This is a genomic window from Arthrobacter sp. S39 (assembly GCF_004320525.1).
Lineage (GTDB): Bacteria > Actinomycetota > Actinomycetes > Actinomycetales > Micrococcaceae > Arthrobacter.
The window spans coordinates 89786-108300 of sequence record NZ_SIHX01000010.1 but is presented as its reverse complement, the minus strand read 5'-3'; the positions used below and the strand labels follow the sequence as shown (position 1 = coordinate 108300).

At 62.9% G+C, this 18515-nt stretch carries 17 protein-coding genes and 1 pseudogene; 11 read left to right on the top strand and 7 right to left on the bottom strand.

Features of this window, described 5'->3' with window-relative positions:
* Nucleotide 1: 1 nt before the first annotated feature.
* Genes EYS21_RS18560 through EYS21_RS18545 form a run of 4 tightly spaced genes read left to right on the top strand, consistent with a single transcriptional unit; the run spans nt 2 to nt 3028 of the window.
* Nucleotides 2-970 (top strand): cyclase family protein, encoded by a 969-nt coding sequence (locus EYS21_RS18560; protein WP_242633497.1) that lies wholly within the window; start codon nt 2-4, stop codon nt 968-970.
* The gene (locus EYS21_RS18555) at nt 971-1993 is read left to right on the top strand and encodes an NAD(P)-dependent oxidoreductase (protein WP_131134723.1); all 1023 of its coding nucleotides are present in this window, start codon (nt 971-973) and stop codon (nt 1991-1993) included.
* Nucleotides 1994-2023: 30 nt separating this feature from the next.
* On the top strand, nt 2024-2233 hold the full coding sequence (locus EYS21_RS18550) for a hypothetical protein (protein WP_131134722.1): 210 nt from the start codon (nt 2024-2026) through the stop codon (nt 2231-2233).
* Nucleotides 2234-2290: 57 nt separating this feature from the next.
* Nucleotides 2291-3028, top strand: a complete 738-nt coding sequence (locus tag EYS21_RS18545) for a fumarylacetoacetate hydrolase family protein (protein ID WP_131134721.1) — start codon at nt 2291-2293, stop codon at nt 3026-3028.
* On the opposite strand, the gene EYS21_RS18540 is transcribed toward EYS21_RS18545, so the two are convergent.
* Complete coding sequence (locus EYS21_RS18540) at nt 3025-4425, bottom strand: MFS transporter (protein ID WP_131134720.1); 1401 nt, start codon at nt 4423-4425, stop codon at nt 3025-3027. The genes EYS21_RS18545 and EYS21_RS18540 overlap by 4 nt on opposite strands.
* Before the next feature lie 215 nt (nt 4426-4640).
* On the opposite strand from EYS21_RS18540, the gene EYS21_RS18535 reads away from it, so the two are divergent.
* Nucleotides 4641-4937, top strand: a complete 297-nt coding sequence (locus EYS21_RS18535; protein WP_131134719.1) for an antibiotic biosynthesis monooxygenase — start codon at nt 4641-4643, stop codon at nt 4935-4937.
* 736 nt (nt 4938-5673) lie between these two features.
* On the opposite strand, the pseudogene EYS21_RS18530 reads toward EYS21_RS18535, so the two are convergent.
* The 6 genes and pseudogenes from EYS21_RS18530 to EYS21_RS18505 form a co-directional block, all read right to left on the bottom strand.
* Nucleotides 5674-5889: pseudogene (locus EYS21_RS18530) on the bottom strand (aldehyde dehydrogenase family protein); the annotation flags it as partial.
* 30 nt (nt 5890-5919) lie between these two features.
* Nucleotides 5920-6903, bottom strand: a complete 984-nt coding sequence (locus tag EYS21_RS18525; protein WP_131134718.1) for a D-2-hydroxyacid dehydrogenase — start codon at nt 6901-6903, stop codon at nt 5920-5922.
* A complete protein-coding gene (locus EYS21_RS18520; protein ID WP_131134717.1) occupies nt 6900-7997 on the bottom strand; it encodes a tartrate dehydrogenase in 1098 nt (365 codons plus the stop codon). The genes EYS21_RS18525 and EYS21_RS18520 overlap by 4 nt, the downstream gene beginning before the upstream one ends.
* A complete protein-coding gene (locus EYS21_RS18515; protein WP_242633496.1) occupies nt 7994-9466 on the bottom strand; it encodes an aldehyde dehydrogenase family protein in 1473 nt (490 codons plus the stop codon). Before EYS21_RS18515 ends, EYS21_RS18520 begins: the two co-directional genes overlap by 4 nt.
* An 89-nt stretch (nt 9467-9555) precedes the next feature.
* The gene (locus tag EYS21_RS18510) at nt 9556-10833 is read right to left on the bottom strand and encodes an FAD-binding oxidoreductase (protein ID WP_131134715.1); all 1278 of its coding nucleotides are present in this window, start codon (nt 10831-10833) and stop codon (nt 9556-9558) included.
* 27 nt (nt 10834-10860) lie between these two features.
* Nucleotides 10861-11535, bottom strand: coding sequence for a haloacid dehalogenase type II (locus EYS21_RS18505; protein WP_131134714.1), 675 nt, complete (start codon nt 11533-11535; stop codon nt 10861-10863).
* Between the two features lie 357 nt (nt 11536-11892).
* On the opposite strand from EYS21_RS18505, the gene EYS21_RS18500 reads away from it, so the two are divergent.
* From EYS21_RS18500 to EYS21_RS18475, 6 genes are all read left to right on the top strand, one after another.
* Nucleotides 11893-12813, top strand: coding sequence for an ABC transporter substrate-binding protein (locus EYS21_RS18500; RefSeq protein WP_131134713.1), 921 nt, complete (start codon nt 11893-11895; stop codon nt 12811-12813).
* 46 nt (nt 12814-12859) lie between these two features.
* Nucleotides 12860-13759, top strand: a complete 900-nt coding sequence (locus EYS21_RS18495) for an amino acid ABC transporter permease (protein WP_131134712.1) — start codon at nt 12860-12862, stop codon at nt 13757-13759.
* Entirely contained in the window at nt 13756-14523 is a 768-nt protein-coding gene (locus tag EYS21_RS18490) for an amino acid ABC transporter ATP-binding protein (RefSeq protein WP_131134711.1), read from the top strand. Before EYS21_RS18495 ends, EYS21_RS18490 begins: the two co-directional genes overlap by 4 nt.
* Before the next feature lie 2 nt (nt 14524-14525).
* Nucleotides 14526-15659: an N-methyl-L-tryptophan oxidase gene (gene solA / locus EYS21_RS18485; protein ID WP_131134710.1), complete on the top strand. Its 1134-nt coding sequence runs from the start codon at nt 14526-14528 to the stop codon at nt 15657-15659.
* A gap of 79 nt (nt 15660-15738) precedes the next feature.
* The gene (locus tag EYS21_RS18480) at nt 15739-16992 is read left to right on the top strand and encodes an aspartate aminotransferase family protein (RefSeq protein WP_131134709.1); all 1254 of its coding nucleotides are present in this window, start codon (nt 15739-15741) and stop codon (nt 16990-16992) included.
* A gap of 28 nt (nt 16993-17020) precedes the next feature.
* Nucleotides 17021-18475: an NAD-dependent succinate-semialdehyde dehydrogenase gene (locus EYS21_RS18475; protein WP_131134708.1), complete on the top strand. Its 1455-nt coding sequence runs from the start codon at nt 17021-17023 to the stop codon at nt 18473-18475.
* Nucleotides 18476-18515: the final 40 nt, after the last annotated feature.

Sequence of the window (18515 nt, the reverse complement as noted above, 5' to 3'; positions counted from 1 at the left end):
CGTGTGCGCGGAAGATATCAGGGCTGGTTCACCCTACCGAAGCCCCACCAGGAACGGACCCTCTGTCACCCAGGAGGACTTTGAACGTGTATTCGAGGAGGTGAAGACCTGGGGCACCTACAGCAACCCGTCGGCAGGCGCATGGCAAACGGTCGCCTCCGCCTCCGTCGTTGAAGCCGCCGCCCTGGTCCGCAGCGGCCGGGTGGTGACAACGGCTTTGCCGTGGAACACCGTCAGCGGACCCTCCAACGCGAACCCGGCCCTGCACTACATGACAGACCTCGGCGTCCGCGAAGCGCCGGAGCCGTCCTGCAACAAGGACTTCATCGGTGTCGACTACCACGGAAAAGCCGTGAGCCACCTGGATGCCCTCAGCCACATCGCTTATAAGGGCCTGCTCTACGACGGGCAAACCTCCAAGGATGTCGTAACGGCCACTGGAGCGGACTTTGGTTCGGTCAGTTCCCTTGGCTCGCTGGTGGCACCTGGCGTGTTGCTGGACTTCACCGTCCTGTTCGACGTTCCCTGGCTGGAACCCGGCACTGCCATCCACGCGGAAGACATCCTGGCCGCAGAGGAGAAACTGGGTGTGAAGATCACCGCCGGTGACGCCGTCCTGATCCGGACCGGACATTTCCGCCGGACCCACGAGCTCGGTATCTGGGACTCCTCCGACCTGAGTGCAGGGCTGCACGTTGACTGCATGCCCCTGCTGGCCGAGCGCGGCATCAGCGTCCTGGGCGGCGACGGCGACTCCGATGTCCGCCCCTCCCCCACCCCCGGCATCCACTCCCCGATCCACATTCTGGCGATCACCGCGATGGGACTGCCCCTGCTGGACAACCTCGATCTCGAAGCACTCGGCACCGCCTGCGCCGAAGAGGACCGTTACCGGTTCATGTTCGTCGTCGCCCCCCTCAACATTCCCCGCGGCACAGGTTCGCCCGTAAACCCCCTGGCGGTCTTCTAAATGACGTTCACAGTAGGAATTTCTTCCGATTTTCTCGATGCCACAGGGCGCAACGTCTGGGGCGATATCGGCCTGGCCGGGCTCGATGCGGCCGGCCTGGAGTGGGAGTACATGCAGGACAGAGCCCAGGCCCTCACGCCGGCGCAGATGGAGAGGTACGACGCCATCCTCTACGCCGCTCCGGCCGTTACAGCGGAGTCCTTCGCCGGGGTTTCCAATCCTCCGCTGATCCTGGCCCGGTTCGGTGTCGGGTACGACGCCGTCGACCTCGCTGCCTGTTCAGCGGCCGGCACAGTCGCCACGATTACCCCCGACGGCGCCCGCGGCCCGGTGGCCACCGCCACGCTGTCGATGCTCCTGTCAGTCATGCACCACACCGTGACGAAGGACCGGCTGGTCCGGGACCAGCGGTGGGACCTGCGTGAGAACTTCATGGGCACCGGCCTGACGGGAAAGACCGTCGGCCTTCTCGGCGTCGGAAACACCGGCGGCGAACTGATCCGGCTGCTGGCCCCGTTTGGCGTCCGGTGTGTGGGCTACGATCCTTTTTGCCCGCCGGAACGCGCCGCCGAACTCGGCGTGGAACTCATGGAACTCAAAGATGTGGCGGCCTGCTGTGACGCGCTGATTGTTATGGCAGTCCTGACGGACCAGACCAGGCACATCGTCAACGCCGGCATCCTGGCGCGCATGAAGCCCACGGCGGTCGTCATCAACATGGCACGCGGACCCATTATCAATGAACCTGACCTCATTGCGGCGCTTGCCGGCGGAAGCATCGCCGGTGCCGGGCTGGACGTCTTTGAAGAAGAGCCCGTCAACAATGCGCTCCTTGGCCTGGACAACGTAACCCTTTCGCCGCACTGCCTCTCCTGGACCGACGAAATGTCCCTCGGCAACGGCGGCAGTTGTGTACGGGCCATCGTGGACGTCGCTAACGGGCGGCCGCCGAAATTCGTGATCAACCGCGAAGTCCTGGACTCGGCAGTCTTCAAGGACCGGCTTTTGCTGCACGCCGGCTAGCCCGCCACCGCACACAAGAAAGAGAAAAAAGTGACCCAGAACCCACTCAGGAAATTGCAGGTTATTGTCAGGCGTGCCAGCGACATGGATCATGCCCTGGACTCAGGAGTCCGGAAGCTCCAGGCCGTGGCCCTCGCCGGCGGCGCCGGAGGGATCCTCGTGACCAAACACGCCCCCGGCCGCTTCACACTCGAGCTGACCCACGACGTCCCCTTCGGCTACATCCACGAGAAAGCCTGACCCGCAGGCTCCCCCGTCATCCGCAGCACCACTACAGCCGCCACCCCAAGGAGCGCCATGCGCATTGCAAGACTCAAGACTGCCGAAGGCCCACAACATGCCGTGGAGCGCAACGGCAACTGGGACCACATCGTTGACCCGTTCGTCAGTCCCCCCACGTACACCGGGGGCACGACACCTGACGCCGAGGCGGTTTTCCTCGCTCCCGTCCGGCCCGCCGTCGTGCTGGGCATTGCGCACAACCGCACGCTCAACAACCATCCCCTGCCCATCCAGGCGTGGCACAAGTCGGTACATACCGTGGCCGCCCCAGGGGACCAGGTAGCGGCGGCCCGCGGCCGCGGTGCCGTCAACGTCGAAGGCGAGCTCGCCGTCGTGATTGGAAAAAGCGCGACGGAACTGACAGCCGGGAACGCGCTGGAGCACGTCCTCGGCTATACCTGCGTCAACGACGTCACCAACGTGGACCAGGGTGCAGTGGACGAACGGAATTTCCAAGGCAAAGCCGGCGGCAACTACACGCCGCTGGGTCCATGGATCGAAACGGCGATCCCGGACCCGGACCTCGTGGGAATCGACGTGTGCGTCAACGGCGTGGTCCGGGCCAAGTCAGGTTCCTTTAATCTTCCGTCTTCGGTCACCGAATGCCTCGTCTACGTCACGTCCTGGTTGACCCTTGAACCGGGCGATGTCGTTATGACAGGCGCTCCCGGGACAGCAGTCGAAGTGCAGCCCGGTGACCGTGTCGACGTCGTCCTCGGCGGCATCGGAACCCTGACGAACACCATTGGCTAATCACGCCTGCGGGGGCTGGTCGCCGTTGGCCGGAGGCTGACCTGATCCTCTGTGTCCCGTGAGGCGTCCTCGATCAGTGTCAGGTCGCGGCCGCGGGTTTCGGGCACAAAAAACGTGGTGATGAACGTGATGACGGACAGCACAAACATGTACGTGGCCACCGGCCACCACGCTCCGCCGCTTATGCTGATCAACCAGGCACCCGCCACCGGGGCGAGCCCACCCGCGAGCACCGCGCTGAACTCACGCGCCGTGGCCACACCAATATAGCGGTGCCGATTGCCAAAAAGTTCTGGCAACAGAGCGCACTGGGAGCCCAGCATAGTGTTCACCCCAAACCCGATGGCAACGGCGATGACAAGGATAATGACGACGGGATTCCCCAGCGAGAGCAGCCACCAGCCGGGGTAGGCCAGCACCAACAGGACACCGGCCCCGAAGCGGTAGACAGGAATCCGTCCGAAGCGGTCCGACATGGCACCGGCCCATGGGACCGAGATCATGCCGACGAGCGAACCGACCGCTACGGCAAGCGGACCGATCCAGGCGCCGACACCAACAGTGGTGACAACAAAGCTGACGGCCAGCGTGTTGAAAAGGTAGGAACCGCCGTTCTCTGCCATCCGGAGGCCGATGCCGCGGAACACGTTTGGCAGGGACCGGCTGAAAACCTCCCGCAACGGACTCCGGGCAATCTGCTCCTGCTCTTCGAGCACGATGAAGGTGGGGCTCTCCCTCAGGCGGAGCCTGATGAAGAGGGCGATGGCGATCAGCAGAATCGAGGCCAAAAAGGGAATCCGCCATACCCCCGACAGCAGTACGTCGCTTGGCAGGGTACCCAGGTAGATGAACACGCCGGCTGCAAGCAGCGTTCCGGCCTGGATGCCGATGAACGGCAGGGCAGCGAAGAAGCCGCGACGCCGGACGGGCGCGTATTCTGCCATCAGCACTGTCGCGCCGGCCTGCTCCGCTCCCGCGCCGAACCCCTGCAGAAGTCGCATAAGCACCAATAACGCGGGAGCCCACAGACCAACCTGCTCATACGTCGGCAGGGCGCCGACCAGCGTGGAGGCACCGCCCATGAGCAGGATGGTTGCCACCAGAACCCACTTACGGCCAAGCCTGTCGCCAACAGTGCCGAAGAAAAGACCGCCCAGCGGCCGGGCCACAAAGGCAACGCCGAACGTGGCAAAGCTGGCCACGGTGCCGGTGGCCGGATCAAGGTTGGAAAAGAACACCTTGCTGAAGATGAGGGCAGACGCGAGGCCGTAAAGGGCGAAATCGTAGTATTCCAAGGCGCTGCCGACGCTCGACGCGAATGTGGCCCGGCGAAGATTGGCAGCATATTCGGGATCAGTGGAACCCCTGTCAAGGTGCGGTGCGGGGCCGGAACTCATAGCGTCGTGCCTCCGTCTGGAAGGCCCCGGATTGGCGGCTGGCACCGTAGACTCGGGGCGTCGATCCCCCACGGGCGTAGCCCGATAGCCGCAATCTAGCACCGTACCGAACTAAGTCAATAGACCCCCGCCATCAACGTTGGACCATCCTGACGCGCACCCTATGATCGACCCTAAGCGTGCCAGACAACCACCGCAGCGACAGGCAATTTCGAATGATTCTTGAACAGGCGACTATTCTCATCACATCCGGCTCGGAAGTGGATTTCGAGGCGGCCGTCGTCAAAGCTACACCCCTCTTTCGTGCGGAGGGCGCGTTGAGCCTGCGCCTGGACCGATCCGTGGAAACTCCGAACGAGTACACCATGACCGTCGGCTGGGCCACAGTCGAGGACCACACCGTCCGCTTCCGTGAATCAGCGGCATTTCTCCGCTGGCGCGGGCTCGCGGGACCCTATTTTGCCACCTCTCCAACGGTCAAGCATCTGGAGCATGTCTACGTCGGATTCTAAGCACGTCCGTGCCAATTCCGGCAGGTCGTGTTCTCAGCCTCCCGAACGTGGGTGGCCACCGCATCGCTGGCCTTCCGCCTCCGCCCAGTTTCGGAGGGACCCGCCTGCCAAAGACGGGAAAGCACGGTGCATGACTACACTAATCCTTTTCAAAATTCGTGACAGCAGCCCGTTGTACAGGCTGGAGTTTCGAGAACCGTTGATGGGATGCCCGGACGCCCTGTCCGCCGCGACCTGAGCAGCAACCACGCGGAGACGCCCATGAACGCGCTTTAGTACTAGTCCGTTTCCGGGCCGGTGCAGAACTCGCAATCATCCTCGCAGACGAAAAGCAGGGGCGACGCTTGCTCCGCCGGCATACCTTTGTTCATTGGGCTTGCAACTCCTTCGTGGCGGTAGGGGTCTGTGCCTTCAAATCTAGCACTATTGTAAATTGTTGACAATAGTCGTGTTCGGGGAGCGTCTTTCGTTGCAAAATGCTCCCATGCCCCTATGGCGGATTGCGTCAGCCAGGACGGCTCGTTCCCTTCCTTAGCACCCGACCTGGTAGAAACCCGCAGGATTTTGGCGTCTCGCATGCCGCTATAACCTGATGCCGGCCGACAACCAGGGCGTCACAAACTCAGAAAACTCCCCGGACTCTCATGGTCCGGGAAGAACACCATGTGTCGGAATGCGCCCCGAACCTTTCCCGCCGAAATTGAGGCTGAAGTCCGTCTCCGGCAGCGTGGCAAAGGGCTAGGGAGATGTCGCCCCAGGAATCGGCGGCGGCGCGGGCAGCGGCGACGGTGGCGTCCAGGTCGGCCCGGTTGGCCAGCCGCAACTCAGCGCTGACCTTGCCGGTGGCCGGGTTGTAAACGGGCTGGGTGCGGGTGCCCTCGCCGGCGCTCTCGGCACCGTTGATGAAGTGGTTGATGGCGGTCAGCGTGAGCGTCGGCGTCGACGTGGTCATGGCTTGTTCCTTAGGCGTATCAGTGCGGAGTCAGGGAACCGGGACGAACCCGAGGTTTTTATCCACCACGTTCTGCAGTGACTGGCTGTTGCAGTAGCGCTTCAGGTTGTCCACGAAAAGTTTGCCGAGGTCATCCAGGTACTCTTCGGTGTCACCGCTCATATGCGGCGTGATGATCACGTTGTCCATGCTCCAGAGAGGGTGCCCCACTGGCAAAGGCTCGGGGTGGACAACATCAAGGGCAGCGCCGGCCAGGGCCCCCGAAGCCAATGCTGCGGCCAGGGCGTCAGTGTCAATGAGTTCCCCACGCCCGACGTTGATCAAGTGTGCAGAGGAGCTCATCGCTCCAAGGACCTTGGCATTGACCAATCCCCGGGTGTCGGCGGTCAGAGGTGCCGCAAGCACAACGTAGTCGTATCCGTGGACGAAGCTTGCCAGGTCCTCGGAGGAGTAGATCCAATCGAAATCCTCACCACCAGGGCGGCTGGTTCGGCCAGCCCCGCTGACCTCCATACCCACGGCGCGGAAGAGCCGGGCTATTTCCCGTCCAATGGATCCAGTGCCAACCACCAGGGCGCTTTGACCCTGGATCTTGCGAGTGACGCGGTGCTGCCAGCGCTGTTGGTGCTGCAGCCTGTATGAACCCTGCGTGTCCTTGGCCATGTCCAGCGCAAAGCCGAGCGCGAATTCAGCGATGGCCGTGCTGAGGACTCCACGTGAGTTCGTGTAGGTCACATCACTGCGGATCAGCTCGTCAAAAAGCAACTGGCTCACGCCGGCCGCCGAGACATGGATCCACTTCAGTGAGGAGGCCGCACCCCAGTTCTCCTTGAGCGCGGGCGAGAAGGAGTGCCACTGGTAGAGCACGTCGGCGCCGTCCATCGCGTTCGCCAGACCGTCTGCCTTGGTCAGTCTGACTTCAGCCAATTCCTCGATCTCGGAAAGCCGGGGCGGCAGAGCCTCGCGGTATAGCGCTGCGACGACCGGCCGCCTGCGTCCTGCAGCGTCAGTCACGACGCCGCCACTCCGCCGGGGCTGAGCGTGTAGTTGGCGGACAGGGCGTCAATGGCCGTCAGGACTGCGGCAGTGAACTCCGACGTCGACGACGTGCCCCCAACATCCCGGGTGCCGACGCCGTCCCGCAGCGCAGACTCAAACGCGGCCTGGAGGTGGGCCGCCGCTTCCGGATGGCCGAGGTGCTCCAGCATCATTGCACCGGACCAGATCTGGCCTACCGGGTTTGCCACGCCTTTGCCGGCGATGTCCGGGGCCGAACCGTGGACCGGCTCGAAGAGGGATGGAAAGTTGCCCTCAGGGTTGAGGTTGGCGCTGGGAGCCAGGCCGATCGAGCCGGTCACGGAGCTGCCCAGGTCCGAGAGAATGTCACCGAACAGGTTGGACGCCACAATGACGTCAAAAGTCCAGGGCTTCAGGACGAGGTGCGCGGCCAGGGCATCCACCAGTTCGCTGGTCAGGGTGACGCCGGGATATTCACGCACCGTCTCCTCGACGATCTCGTCCCAGAAGGGCATGGTGTGCACAATACCGTTGCTCTTCGTGGCGGAGGTCAGGTGTCCGCGTCGGGAAGCCGCCAGAACCGACGCGAAATGTGCCGCCCGCGAAACACCCAGCCGGGTGAAGATCGTTTCCTGCACCGCACTCTCCTGCGGCAGCCCGCGGTACATCCGGCCGCCGACCTCCGAATACTCCCCTTCGTTGTTTTCCCGGACGATGAGCAGATCGATCGGATGTTTGGCCGCAAGAGGTGATGCGACGCCGTCGAGGGTTTTGACCGGACGCAGGTTGATGTACTGCTGGAACTCACGGCGAATGGGGATCAGCAACCCCCAGAGGGATTCCGCGTCCGAGACTTCCGGTGAGCCTACGGCGCCCAGGAAGATGGCGTCATGCTTGGCCAGCTGCTCGAGTCCGTCAACGGGCATCATCCGTCCGTGGCGGCCGTAGTAGCCGGATCCCCAGTCGAAGTGTGCGAACTCCAGGTTCAGGGCGTGCACCCCTGCGATCCGCTGGAGGCATTCGATAGCGGCGGGAACAACTTCATTCCCGATGCCATCACCTGCGATGACTGCAATGCTGTGCCTGCTCATGGTGTCCGTTCTGTCAGCCAGCCCGGTTGCGGCCGGCGGGCCGGCTCTCCGAGGTTGATGATGGTGTTCTTCGGTTCGGTCATCTCCAGGACGGCATACTTGACGCCTTCGCGCCCCACGCCGGACTTCTTGAATCCGCCGAACGGCATGGAATCAATGCGGACGTCGCTGGTTTCATTGATGACAACGGCGCCCACGTGCAGCCGGTCGGCGATGGCCATGGCAAGGTCGATGGATTGTGTGAACACACCCGCCTGGAGACCGTATTCGGAGCTGTTGGCCGCAAAAATGGCGTCCTGGGCTTCGATGAACGGCAGGATGCTGACGACTGGCCCGAACACTTCGTCCCGGATCACCCGGCATTCCGACGGCACGTCGGTCAGGACGGTGGGTTCGTAGTAAGCGTTAGTGCGTTTGCCTCCGGCGTGCACAGTGGCGCCGGCAGCGTTCGCTTCCTCCACCCATTCCTCGACCCGCCGGGCCTCGTCCTCCGAAATGAGTGGTCCGACGTCGGTGTTCCGGTCGAGCTTCGACCCGGTCCTGAGTGCCTTGGTGCCGGCGGTGACGTGTTCGAGGACCTGGTCGAAGAGCGAGATGTGAACGTAGACCCGCTGCACGGACAGGCAGTTCTGGCCTGCAACACCGAACGCTCCGGCCACAATCGCCTTGGCTGCCTGGACGGCGTCAGCGTCCGGGCACACAATGGTGGCGTTGTTGCCGCCGAGTTCCGAAATGATCTTCTTGGCGCCTGCGGCGGCGGCAATGCGGTCCGCGGTCTGGGGACCGCCGGTGAAGGAGATCAGATCCACCTGCGGGTCCGTCACCAGTGCTTCGGAAACGCCCGGACCGGCCACGATCGCTGCAATACGTCCCGACGGAACACCCGCTTCAAGCAACAGTTGGACCAGTGCCAGCCCGGACAGCGGGGTACGGCCGGAAGGCTTAAGCACGACGCCGTTGCCTCCGATGATGGCCGGGCCCAGCTTGTGTGCCACGAGGTTTAGTGGATCATTAAACGGCGTGATGGCCGCGACGATCCCCACCGGCTTACGGCTGTACCAGCCGATCTTGTTTCCGCCCGCCATGCTGTCATCGAAACCCAGCGTCTCCCCCGTGAGCTCGGACGAAGCGGCGGCGGAAAGCCTTAGGGTTTCCATGCAACGCCGCACCTCACGCTCTGCCTCGACGATCGTCTTGCTGCTTTCCGCGGCAATGATCTTCGAGAACCGCTCGGACTGTTCGCCCAGGAGCTGGACAGCATTCTCCAGCGCCACGCGGCGTGAACGGAGCGGCCATTCGTCAACCAGGAGGTGGCGATGAATGTGAGCGATCGCGCGCCGCACGTCCTGCGGTGTTGAGGTGCAGACCCGGCCAAGCAGGATGCCATCTTCAGGATCCCGTATTTCCAGGGTCCTGTCGGTGGTTTGCCACTGTCCTTCGAAAAAGGCACCGCCAGGAAGGTTGGCCACGTTTGCCCGGCCATAACCCGTTTCCTCAGCTGTTTTCGGGCGCGCTTGACCCGCGGTCGTTGTTGAAAGCATATGAACCCTTATCCTGCCTATTTGACGCGGTCGATGATTTTTGCGGCTGCGCCGATGAAGGGCAGGAACCAGGGCGGACCGAAGTGGCCCGGGACGGGCGGGTTCTTGAGGTCTCCCCAGACGTTCGCGGACTTGTCGCCGGCCATGAAGTGGGCCATCCTCTTGCCCATGTGCGCGGCCATCTGGACCCCGTGTCCGCTGTAGCAGAGGGAGTAGAAGAGGCCGTCATGCTGACCCGCGTGGACCATCTGGTCCATGGAGAGGTCCACCAGTCCGCCCCAGATGTAGTCCACCTTGGCGTTGGACAGGTAGGGGAAGAGCTCGAGCATGGCCTTGCGCAGGATCTCGGCGCTCTTGACGTCCGAGTCCGGGCTGGACAGGGCAAAACGGGCGCGGCCACCGAAGAGCAGACGGTTGTCCGGGGTGATCCGGAAGTAGTAGGTCAGCATCTTGCTGTCAGATGCCTGGCGCCGGTTGGGCAGAATCCGGTTGACCACGTCTTCGGGCAGCGGGTCAGTCACAATGATAAAGCTGCCCACCGGAATGACCCTGCGCTGCAGCCAGGGCGTGATATTGCCGGTGTAGCCGCTGGTGGCGACCAGGACCTGCTTGGCCCGGGTGATGCCGCGGGTGGTGTGCACATCGTGCACGGCGCCGGAGACCTTGTTCAGCTCGGTCACTGCTGCGTTCTCGCAGATATCCGCTCCGGCGGCGACCGCCGCCCCGGCCAGGCCGTGGACGAACTTGCCAACGTGCAGACCAGCCCCGAGCGGGTCAACCATCGCGCCCTGGTAGAAGTCCGTGCCGATTTCGCTGTGGATCTCAGACTTGGGGATCACAGTGACGTGATGGTCGGCCAGGGTAGCCAGCTTCTCCTGCGACCTCAGGAAGCCCTCATAGTGGGACTTGTGGAAGGCCAGCGAGAGCTTGCCGAAGCGGTTGTAATCGCAGTCGATGCCATTGTCATGCACGAGCTTCTCGATGGTGTCGATGGCGTCGTTGTATTCCTGGAACATCTCCACGGCACGCGTGGCCCCGTACCGCTTGACCGCGGTGCTGAAGCTGATGGCCAACCCGGTAGTCGCCATTCCCCCGTTCCGGCCGGATGCACCCCACCCCACGGTGTGGGTTTCGAAGACGGCAACGCTGGCGCCTTGCTTGGCAAATTCCAGGGCCGCTGACAGCCCGGTAAAGCCGGCGCCGATGATGGCGACGTCGACATTCTCCGGTACCGGAGTCTGCCGGTAGTCTCCGGATGCTTCGGCTGTATCCAGCCAGTAGGGAATGAGTTTCACGGTTTGACCTTTCGCCTCGAAGTCGGTTTAGAGACCGAGGTGCTTGTTGATCTCGTCCAAGGATTTAGCAGTGTTGAGGTCGTAGCCCTCGCCAATGGGGTCATAGCCACGGTCGAGCATCCAGAGGTTCCGGAAGCCCATGTCGTGCATCGGATGCATGTCGTAGCGGGTGTGCGAGGAGATGTGCAGGAAGTCCTCCGGCTTGGCGTTCAGGGTGTCCAGCATGTACTCGAAGGCCTGGTAGCGCGGCTTGTAGGCCTGGGCCTGCTCGGCGGTGAACACGGCGTGGAAGTCAGCGCCGAGCTTGGGAATGCTGATGTCCAGGAAGCTGTCGTCGGCGTTGGACAGAGCCACCAGCTTGTAGTTATCGCCCATCAGCTTCAGCGGCGCCGGCACGTCATCGTGGGCAACCCAGCCGCGTACAGCCTCAGCGAACTCTGCGCCGGCGCCTTCGGTCGGCCCAATGCCCCACCGCTTGCACACGCGGTCAAAGGAACCCTGAAGGATCTGCTCGTACGGCTTGTAGTCGCCAAGGACCTCGTCGAACCTGTATCCACGGAACTGCTTCTTGAAGGTCGGCCACTGCTCTTCGGAGATGCGGCCATCGAGCAGGCGGCGCGTGGTGGGATCAATGTCGAAGTTGATGAGCGTGCCGTAGATATCAAAAGAGATGTACTTCGGCCGGAAGTTCGTTTCTGCCATGATTCGTCCGTTCTGTTGCGTCTTGAACGGGAGGCCCGGATGTGTGGCCTGCCGCCTTCCTATGGTCTGCGCCAGCGGGTTCCTGGGTTCGCCAAAGGCTCCATTCCCGCTCTTCTCGACTCTAGATCCGATGATTGTAGATTGTCAACAGTTCTTAGTGAGATTGCCTCGCAACAGGGGCCCTATCGAAAAATACTCGATTTATTTATCGTCAATTGTTGACAATCGGCGATTTGGGCGGTTGCATTGCTTTAGATGCGGAACGAGATCCCCATCACAACCCGCATGAAGCAACACCAAAGCCTGCTCCCATCCCAGCAGAGCAACTTCAGCTAAAACCTTTCGAAGGGAAGCACCATGAAGACCATCAACAAAGTCCAGACGGCAGCCGCAGGGCTCGCAGTTATATTCGCCCTCAGTGCCTGTGGCGGCGCGGCCACCAGCGCTCCGGAATCTGAGTCAAAGACCAACAACACCACCGATATCTCAGAAGGCATCCAGCCTGACGCGGCTGCCGTGGCTCTGCTGCCGCAGTCCTTCAAGGACAAGGGCGAGCTATCGGTCGCGATGGACTTGCACTACCCGCCGACGACCTTCCTTGCTGAGGACAACACCACCGCGATCGGCCTGAACCCGGACATCGCCCGGCTCATTGCGAAGAAGCTTGACCTGAAGCTGAAGTTCGTGGACACGAAGTTCGACACGATCGTCCCGGGCCTGGACGGTGGCCGGTTCGACTTCACCGCCACGACCATGTCCAAGACCGAAGAGCGGCTCAAGGTCCTGGACATGATCGACTACTTCCAGGCCGGCACCTCTGTGGCCGCAGCCGCCGGGAACCCGCTGAACCTCACCGTCGAGACCCTGTGCGGTAAGAACATCGCCGTCACCCAGGGTTCCACCGGCCAGCTCAAGCGCCTTCCGGCCCTGAGCGAGCAGACCTGCACCTCCAAGGGACAGCCCGCGATCAACGGCGTGACTCTGCCCAACGTCCAGGACGCCCTGACCCAGCTGCACTCCAAGCGGATCGACGGCATCCTCTACGACACCACCGCACTCGGTTGGGCCCAGAAGCAGCAGCCGGACTCCTTCACCCTCATCGGCCGGGTCAACGTCGGCAACAGCGACGTGACCGCCGTCGGCGTGAAGAAGGGCTCGCCGCTGACTCCGGCCCTGCAGGCAGCGCTCCAGTCCGTCCTGGAAACCCCGGAGTACAAGAAGTCCCTGGAGACCTGGGGTCTGGAGTCCGGGGCCATCACCGACGCCAAACTGAACTAGGAGGCGCTCCATGGTCACAGCTACTAACAAAGAGAGTAGAACAACGATGGGTAGCATTGATGCAGCCCTGAAGCCACGGCTTCGGCTTCGGACCCGCTCCGAGTACGCGGGGTGGACCCTGAGCATCCTCCTCGGCATCGGGATCCTCACCTCCGTCCTGACCAACCCCAACTTCAAGTGGGGTGTGGTGGCCCAGTACTTCACGCATGAATCCATCCTCCGTGGGCTGATGCTCACCATCTTCCTTACCGTTGCGAGCATGACCTTGGGGACGCTCCTGGGCCTGGGCCTGGCGATCATGCGCTCCTCGCACGTGAAGCCGATTGCCATCGCCGCAAGTATCTACATCACCTTGTTCCGGGGCACCCCGGTCCTGGTGCAACTGATCTTCTGGTTCAACATCTCCGCCCTCTACCCGGACCTGTCGATCGGGATCCCGTTCACGGACATTGGCACCAAGATCGACATGAACGCCCTGATGGCACCCATTACGGCGGCGCTGGTCGGCCTGACCCTGAACGAGGCCGCCTACATGGCCGAGATCATCCGCGGCGGGTTCTCCTCGGTCAGTAAGGGCCAGATCGAGGCCGCCGACTCCCTCGGGATGAGCGCCGGCACCAGGATGCGCAAAGTCATCATCCCGCAGGCGATGCCCTCGATCATCCCCGCGACCGGTAACCAGGTGATCGGCATGTTCAAAGGCACCTCGCTGGTCAGCGTGCTCGGTGTTGCCGAGCTGCTCCAAAGCGCGCAATTGATCTACGCGCGCACCTACGAGACCATCCCGCTGCTGCTTGTTGCCAGCCTCTGGTACCTGGTGATGACCCTGCTGCTGAGCTACCCGCAGTCCAAGCTTGAGCAGAAATACTCCCGCACAGCCTCCCGGCTTCCCCGGAAAGCGAAAAAAGTTGTGCTGACCGAACCGGAAGAAGGTAACCTCCGATGAGCACCGACGGCACGATCCTTGCCCAGAGAATCCGCAAGTCCTTCGGACCCAAAACAGTCCTCAAAGACATCGACCTGGAGATCGCCAGCGGTGAGATCTGCTGCATCATCGGACCCAGCGGCTCCGGCAAATCCACCGTCCTGCGCTGCATCAACGGCCTGGAAACAGTCGACTCAGGGGTCCTGAAAGTCAACGGCGAAGACTTCGGCTACTACGAAACCGACACCGCCTACCACGCCCTGCCGCCGAAGAAACTGGCCGAGCAGCGCACCAGGGTCGGCATGGTCTTCCAGTCTTTCAACCTCTTCCCGAACATGACCGCAAACGAAAACGTCATGTCCGGACCCGTCCTGGTCAAAGGCCAGGACAAAAAACAGGCCATCAAGCGGGCGCACGAACTGCTCGCCAGCGTCGGCCTGGCCGGATTCGGGGACTACTACCCCGCCCAGCTCTCCGGCGGCCAGCAACAACGCGTCGCGATCGCCCGGTCCCTGGCCATGGACCCCGAAATCATGCTCTTCGACGAACCCACCTCGGCCCTGGACCCCGAAAAAGTCGGCGAAGTCCTCGCCGTCATGAAAGACCTCGCCAAGAAGGGCATGACCATGGTCGTCGTCACCCACGAAATGGGCTTCGCCCGCGAAGTCGCCGACTCCCTGATCTTCATGGACGACGGCTACGTCATCGAACGCGGCGACGCCCGGGAGGTCCTTTCAAATCCGAAGGAAGCCCGCACCCAGGCGTTCCTGGAACAGGTGCTCTAACCATGGACGGAAAACTCGCCATCATCGGCCTGGGCAGCATCGGATCCATGGCACTGTGGCAGGCCTCCCACCTGACCCAGGACGTCGTCGGATTCGAAGCCCAGGCACCCGCCCACGCCCGCAGCGCCGTCGGCGGTGACACCCGGCTCTTCCGCATGCTCTACCGCGGAGTGCCTGACTTCTACCCCATCCTGGAGCGCTCACGGGATCTCTGGGCCGAGCTCGAAGCCGAGACCGGCCAGAATATCCTGACCCGCTGCGGCGGACTCTCCATCGGATCCGCCGATGGGCCCTACATCCCGGCCCTGCTGGAAACCACCCGGATCAACGGCGCAGACCACGAAATCCTCAGCCGCGAACAGATGGCCGAACGCTACCCCCAGCACAACCTCCACCCCGACGACATCGCCGTCTACGACCCCCACGCCGGCGCCCTGCGCACCGACCGTGCGGTCACGGCGGCAGTCGCCGCAGCGGAAGCCAACGGCGCAACCATCCACAGCAACACCCCGATCGACAGCATCACCGAAACCTCCGACGGCGTCCTCATCACCTCCGGCGACAAATCCTGGACCTTCGAGACCGTCATCGTCGCATCAGGCGGCTGGTCCCAGCGACTGATGCCCGACTACCTGAAGGCAGCAACGGAAATCCAACGGTGCTTCCTGACCTGGTTCGTCGCCAAAGACGCGGCGGAATTCTCACCCGAGAATTTCCCCGTCTTCATCCGAATCTCCGGAGACCGCTCCATGTACGGCGCACCCGCCGTCGACGGCGCCACCGTCAAAGCAACCCTGGACGGCCGGGGCGCACCCACACCCAAGGCGGATTCGGTCCCCCGCGACCTGACATCCGCGGAAATCTCGGAAACCATGGAGACTGTCACCGAGTTCTTCCCGGGGCTGTTCCCCAACATTGTCCGCTCGGATGCCTTCCCGGACCTCTTCACCTCGGATGGGAAACCACTGATCGGCTACGTGAACGAAGGGAGCAACATCTACTTCGCCACCGGCTTCTCCGGCCAAGGCTTCAAAATTGCCACCGGCTTCGGCGAGATCGCCGCCCACGAGGCCCTAGGCAAGCGCACCTTCGACGGCCTCGATTTTGCGCGCCCCAGACGCTTCAAGTCCGTTTAACACAAGCACCCAAAAGTTCTAATTCCCTCAATATAGGGTATTGTTGACAATCTACAGTTCCTAAGAAAGTATGAAGCCCATGGCAACTCTCAGCCCCCTCCTCAAGCAGGCCACTCCAGTCGTCGTAGACCACGCCCTCGGCAGCTGGATCCACGCGACCGACGGCAAAAAGTACCTCGATTTCACCACTGGAATCGGTGTTACCAGCACAGGTCACTGCCACCCCGACGTCGTAGCGGCAGCACGCGAGCAGGTGGGCAAGATTGTCCATGCCCAGTACACCACCGTGATGCACAAGCCCTTGCTTGAGCTCACGGAAAAGCTGGGAGAATTCCTCCCCTCGGGGCTGGACAGCGTTTTCTACGCCACGTCCGGCTCCGAGGCAGTGGAAGCTTCCGTCCGCCTGGCCCGCATGGCCACCGGACGGCCCAATATCATCTCCTTCCACGGCGGCTTCCACGGCCGGACCGTGGGCGCCGCGTCACTGACCACCGCCGGCACGAAGTTCCGTTCAGGCTTCTCCCCCCTCATGGGCGGCGTGCACATCGCCCCGTTCCCGCACACCTACCGGTACGGCTGGGATGAGGAAACCGCCGTCACCTTCGCCCTGAAGGAACTGGACCACCTCCTCCTCACCATCAGCAGCCCAAGCGACACGGCCGGTTTCATCATCGAACCCGTCCTGGGCGACGGCGGCTACATCCCCACTCCCCCGGCCTTCCTCCAAGGCCTGCGGGAACGCGCAGACCGCCACGGCATCATCCTCATCCTCGACGAAGTCCAGGCCGGCGTCGGCCGGACCGGCAAGTTCTGGGGCCACGACTGGGCAGGAATCACCCCCGATGTGGTCATCACCGCCAAGGGACTCGCCAGCGGCTTCCCCATCTCAGCCATCGCCGCCTCGACCGAGCTGATGGGCAAAGCCTGGGCAGGGTCCCAAGGCGGCACCTACGGCGGAAACGCCGTCGCAGCCGCAGCCGGCGTCGCAACCCTGGGCGTCATCGAACGCGAAAACCTGGTCCAGAACGCCCTGCTCCGCGGGGACGAACTGCGCACAGGACTTGACCGGCTCACAACAGAATTCACCGGCATCGGCAACGTCCGCGGCCGCGGCCTCATGCAGGGCGTCGAATTCACCACTGAGGACAACACCCCCGACGCCGAAACCGCTTTGGCTGTCCAGCAGGCAGCCATCAAGGAAGAACTCCTCCTCCTCACCTGCGGTCCGCACGGCAACGTCATCCGCGTCATCCCGGCGCTGAACGTCAGCAGCGACGAAATCCAGGCCGGCCTGACCAGGCTCACCCAGGCCCTGAAGACAGCCACCTCCTAGTCTTTCCTACGATCCCTGAAAGCGTGACATGAGCTCTTCATTTGACTCAAATACCCTCCACACTGACCTGTTCATCGACGGTGCCTGGCAGAAGGCTGCAAGCGGCGCTACTTTCCCGGTGGAAAATCCGGCCACCCATGAGATCATCGCCCACGTCGCCGACGGCGGCCCCGAAGAAGCCCGCGCAGCCATCGAGGCCGCCGGACGCGCCCAGACGCAGTGGGGCAAGTCCACACCCCGCGAACGCGCCGATATCCTGCGCCGCGCCTTCGAGCTGGTCATTGCCAACACCGACCGGCTCGCTGCGATCATGACCGCGGAGATGGGCAAGCCCCTGGCCGAGGCAAAGGGTGAGGTGGCCTACGGAGCCGAAATGCTCCGCTGGTTCTCCGAAGAAGCCGTCCGCATCGGCGGAGACAACACCACCTCCGTGGATGGCAATACCCGGATCGTGATCACCAAGGAACCGGTCGGACCCTGCGTGCTGGTCACCCCGTGGAACTTCCCGCTGGCCATGGGCGCCCGCAAGATCGCCCCCGCCATCGCGGCCGGCTGCACCATGGTCTTCAAACCAGCCGAGCTGACACCCCTGACGTCCCTCGCCCTCGTGCAGATCTTCCGGGAGGCGGGCCTCCCCGACGGCGTCCTGAACGTCGTCACCACCTCCAGCGCCGCCGGCGTGGTGGAAACCTGGACCAGCAGCGGCATCGCACGGAAGATCAGCTTCACCGGCTCCACCGGCGTGGGCAAGATCCTGCTGCGCCAGGCGGCCGAGAACGTCATGCGCTCCTCGATGGAACTGGGCGGAAACGCCCCCTTCATCGTCCTGGCCGACGCGGACATCGAAAAGGCAGTCGACGGAGCCATGAAAGCCAAAATGCGGAACATGGGCGAGGCCTGCACCGCGGCCAACCGCTTCTTCGTCCACCGCTCCGTCGTGGAGGAATTCGGCGAAAAGTTCGCCAAGAAGATCTCAGAACTCCAGGTCGGCAACGGCGCCCTGGCCGGAACCGAAGTCGGCCCCCTGATCGAACAGAAAGGCCTGGACAAGGTCGAGGCCCTCGTGGCCGACGCGGTGTCCAAAGGCGCACGCATCCTGACAGGCGGAAGCCGGCCGGAGGGTCCGGGATACTTCTACACCCCCACCGTCCTTACCGACGTCTCCATCGACGCCGAACTGATGAACACCGAAATCTTCGGTCCCGTAGCAGCCATCACCCCCTTCGACAGTGAAGACGAAGTCCTCCGCCTCGCCAACGACACCGAATGGGGCCTGGTCGGCTACGTCTTCACCGAAAGCATGGAGAAGGCCCTCCGCTTTTCTGCCGAGCTGGAAGTAGGCATGGTCGGACTGAACACCGGCCTTGTTTCCAACCCGATAGCACCATTCGGCGGCATCAAGCAGTCCGGGCTGGGACGCGAAGGCGGCAAGATCGGCATCGAAGAATTCCTCGAGTACAAATACACCGCAATAGCAATCTAGAAACATGTAGCAGGCAAGAGAGTGAGATGAGGGGGATATC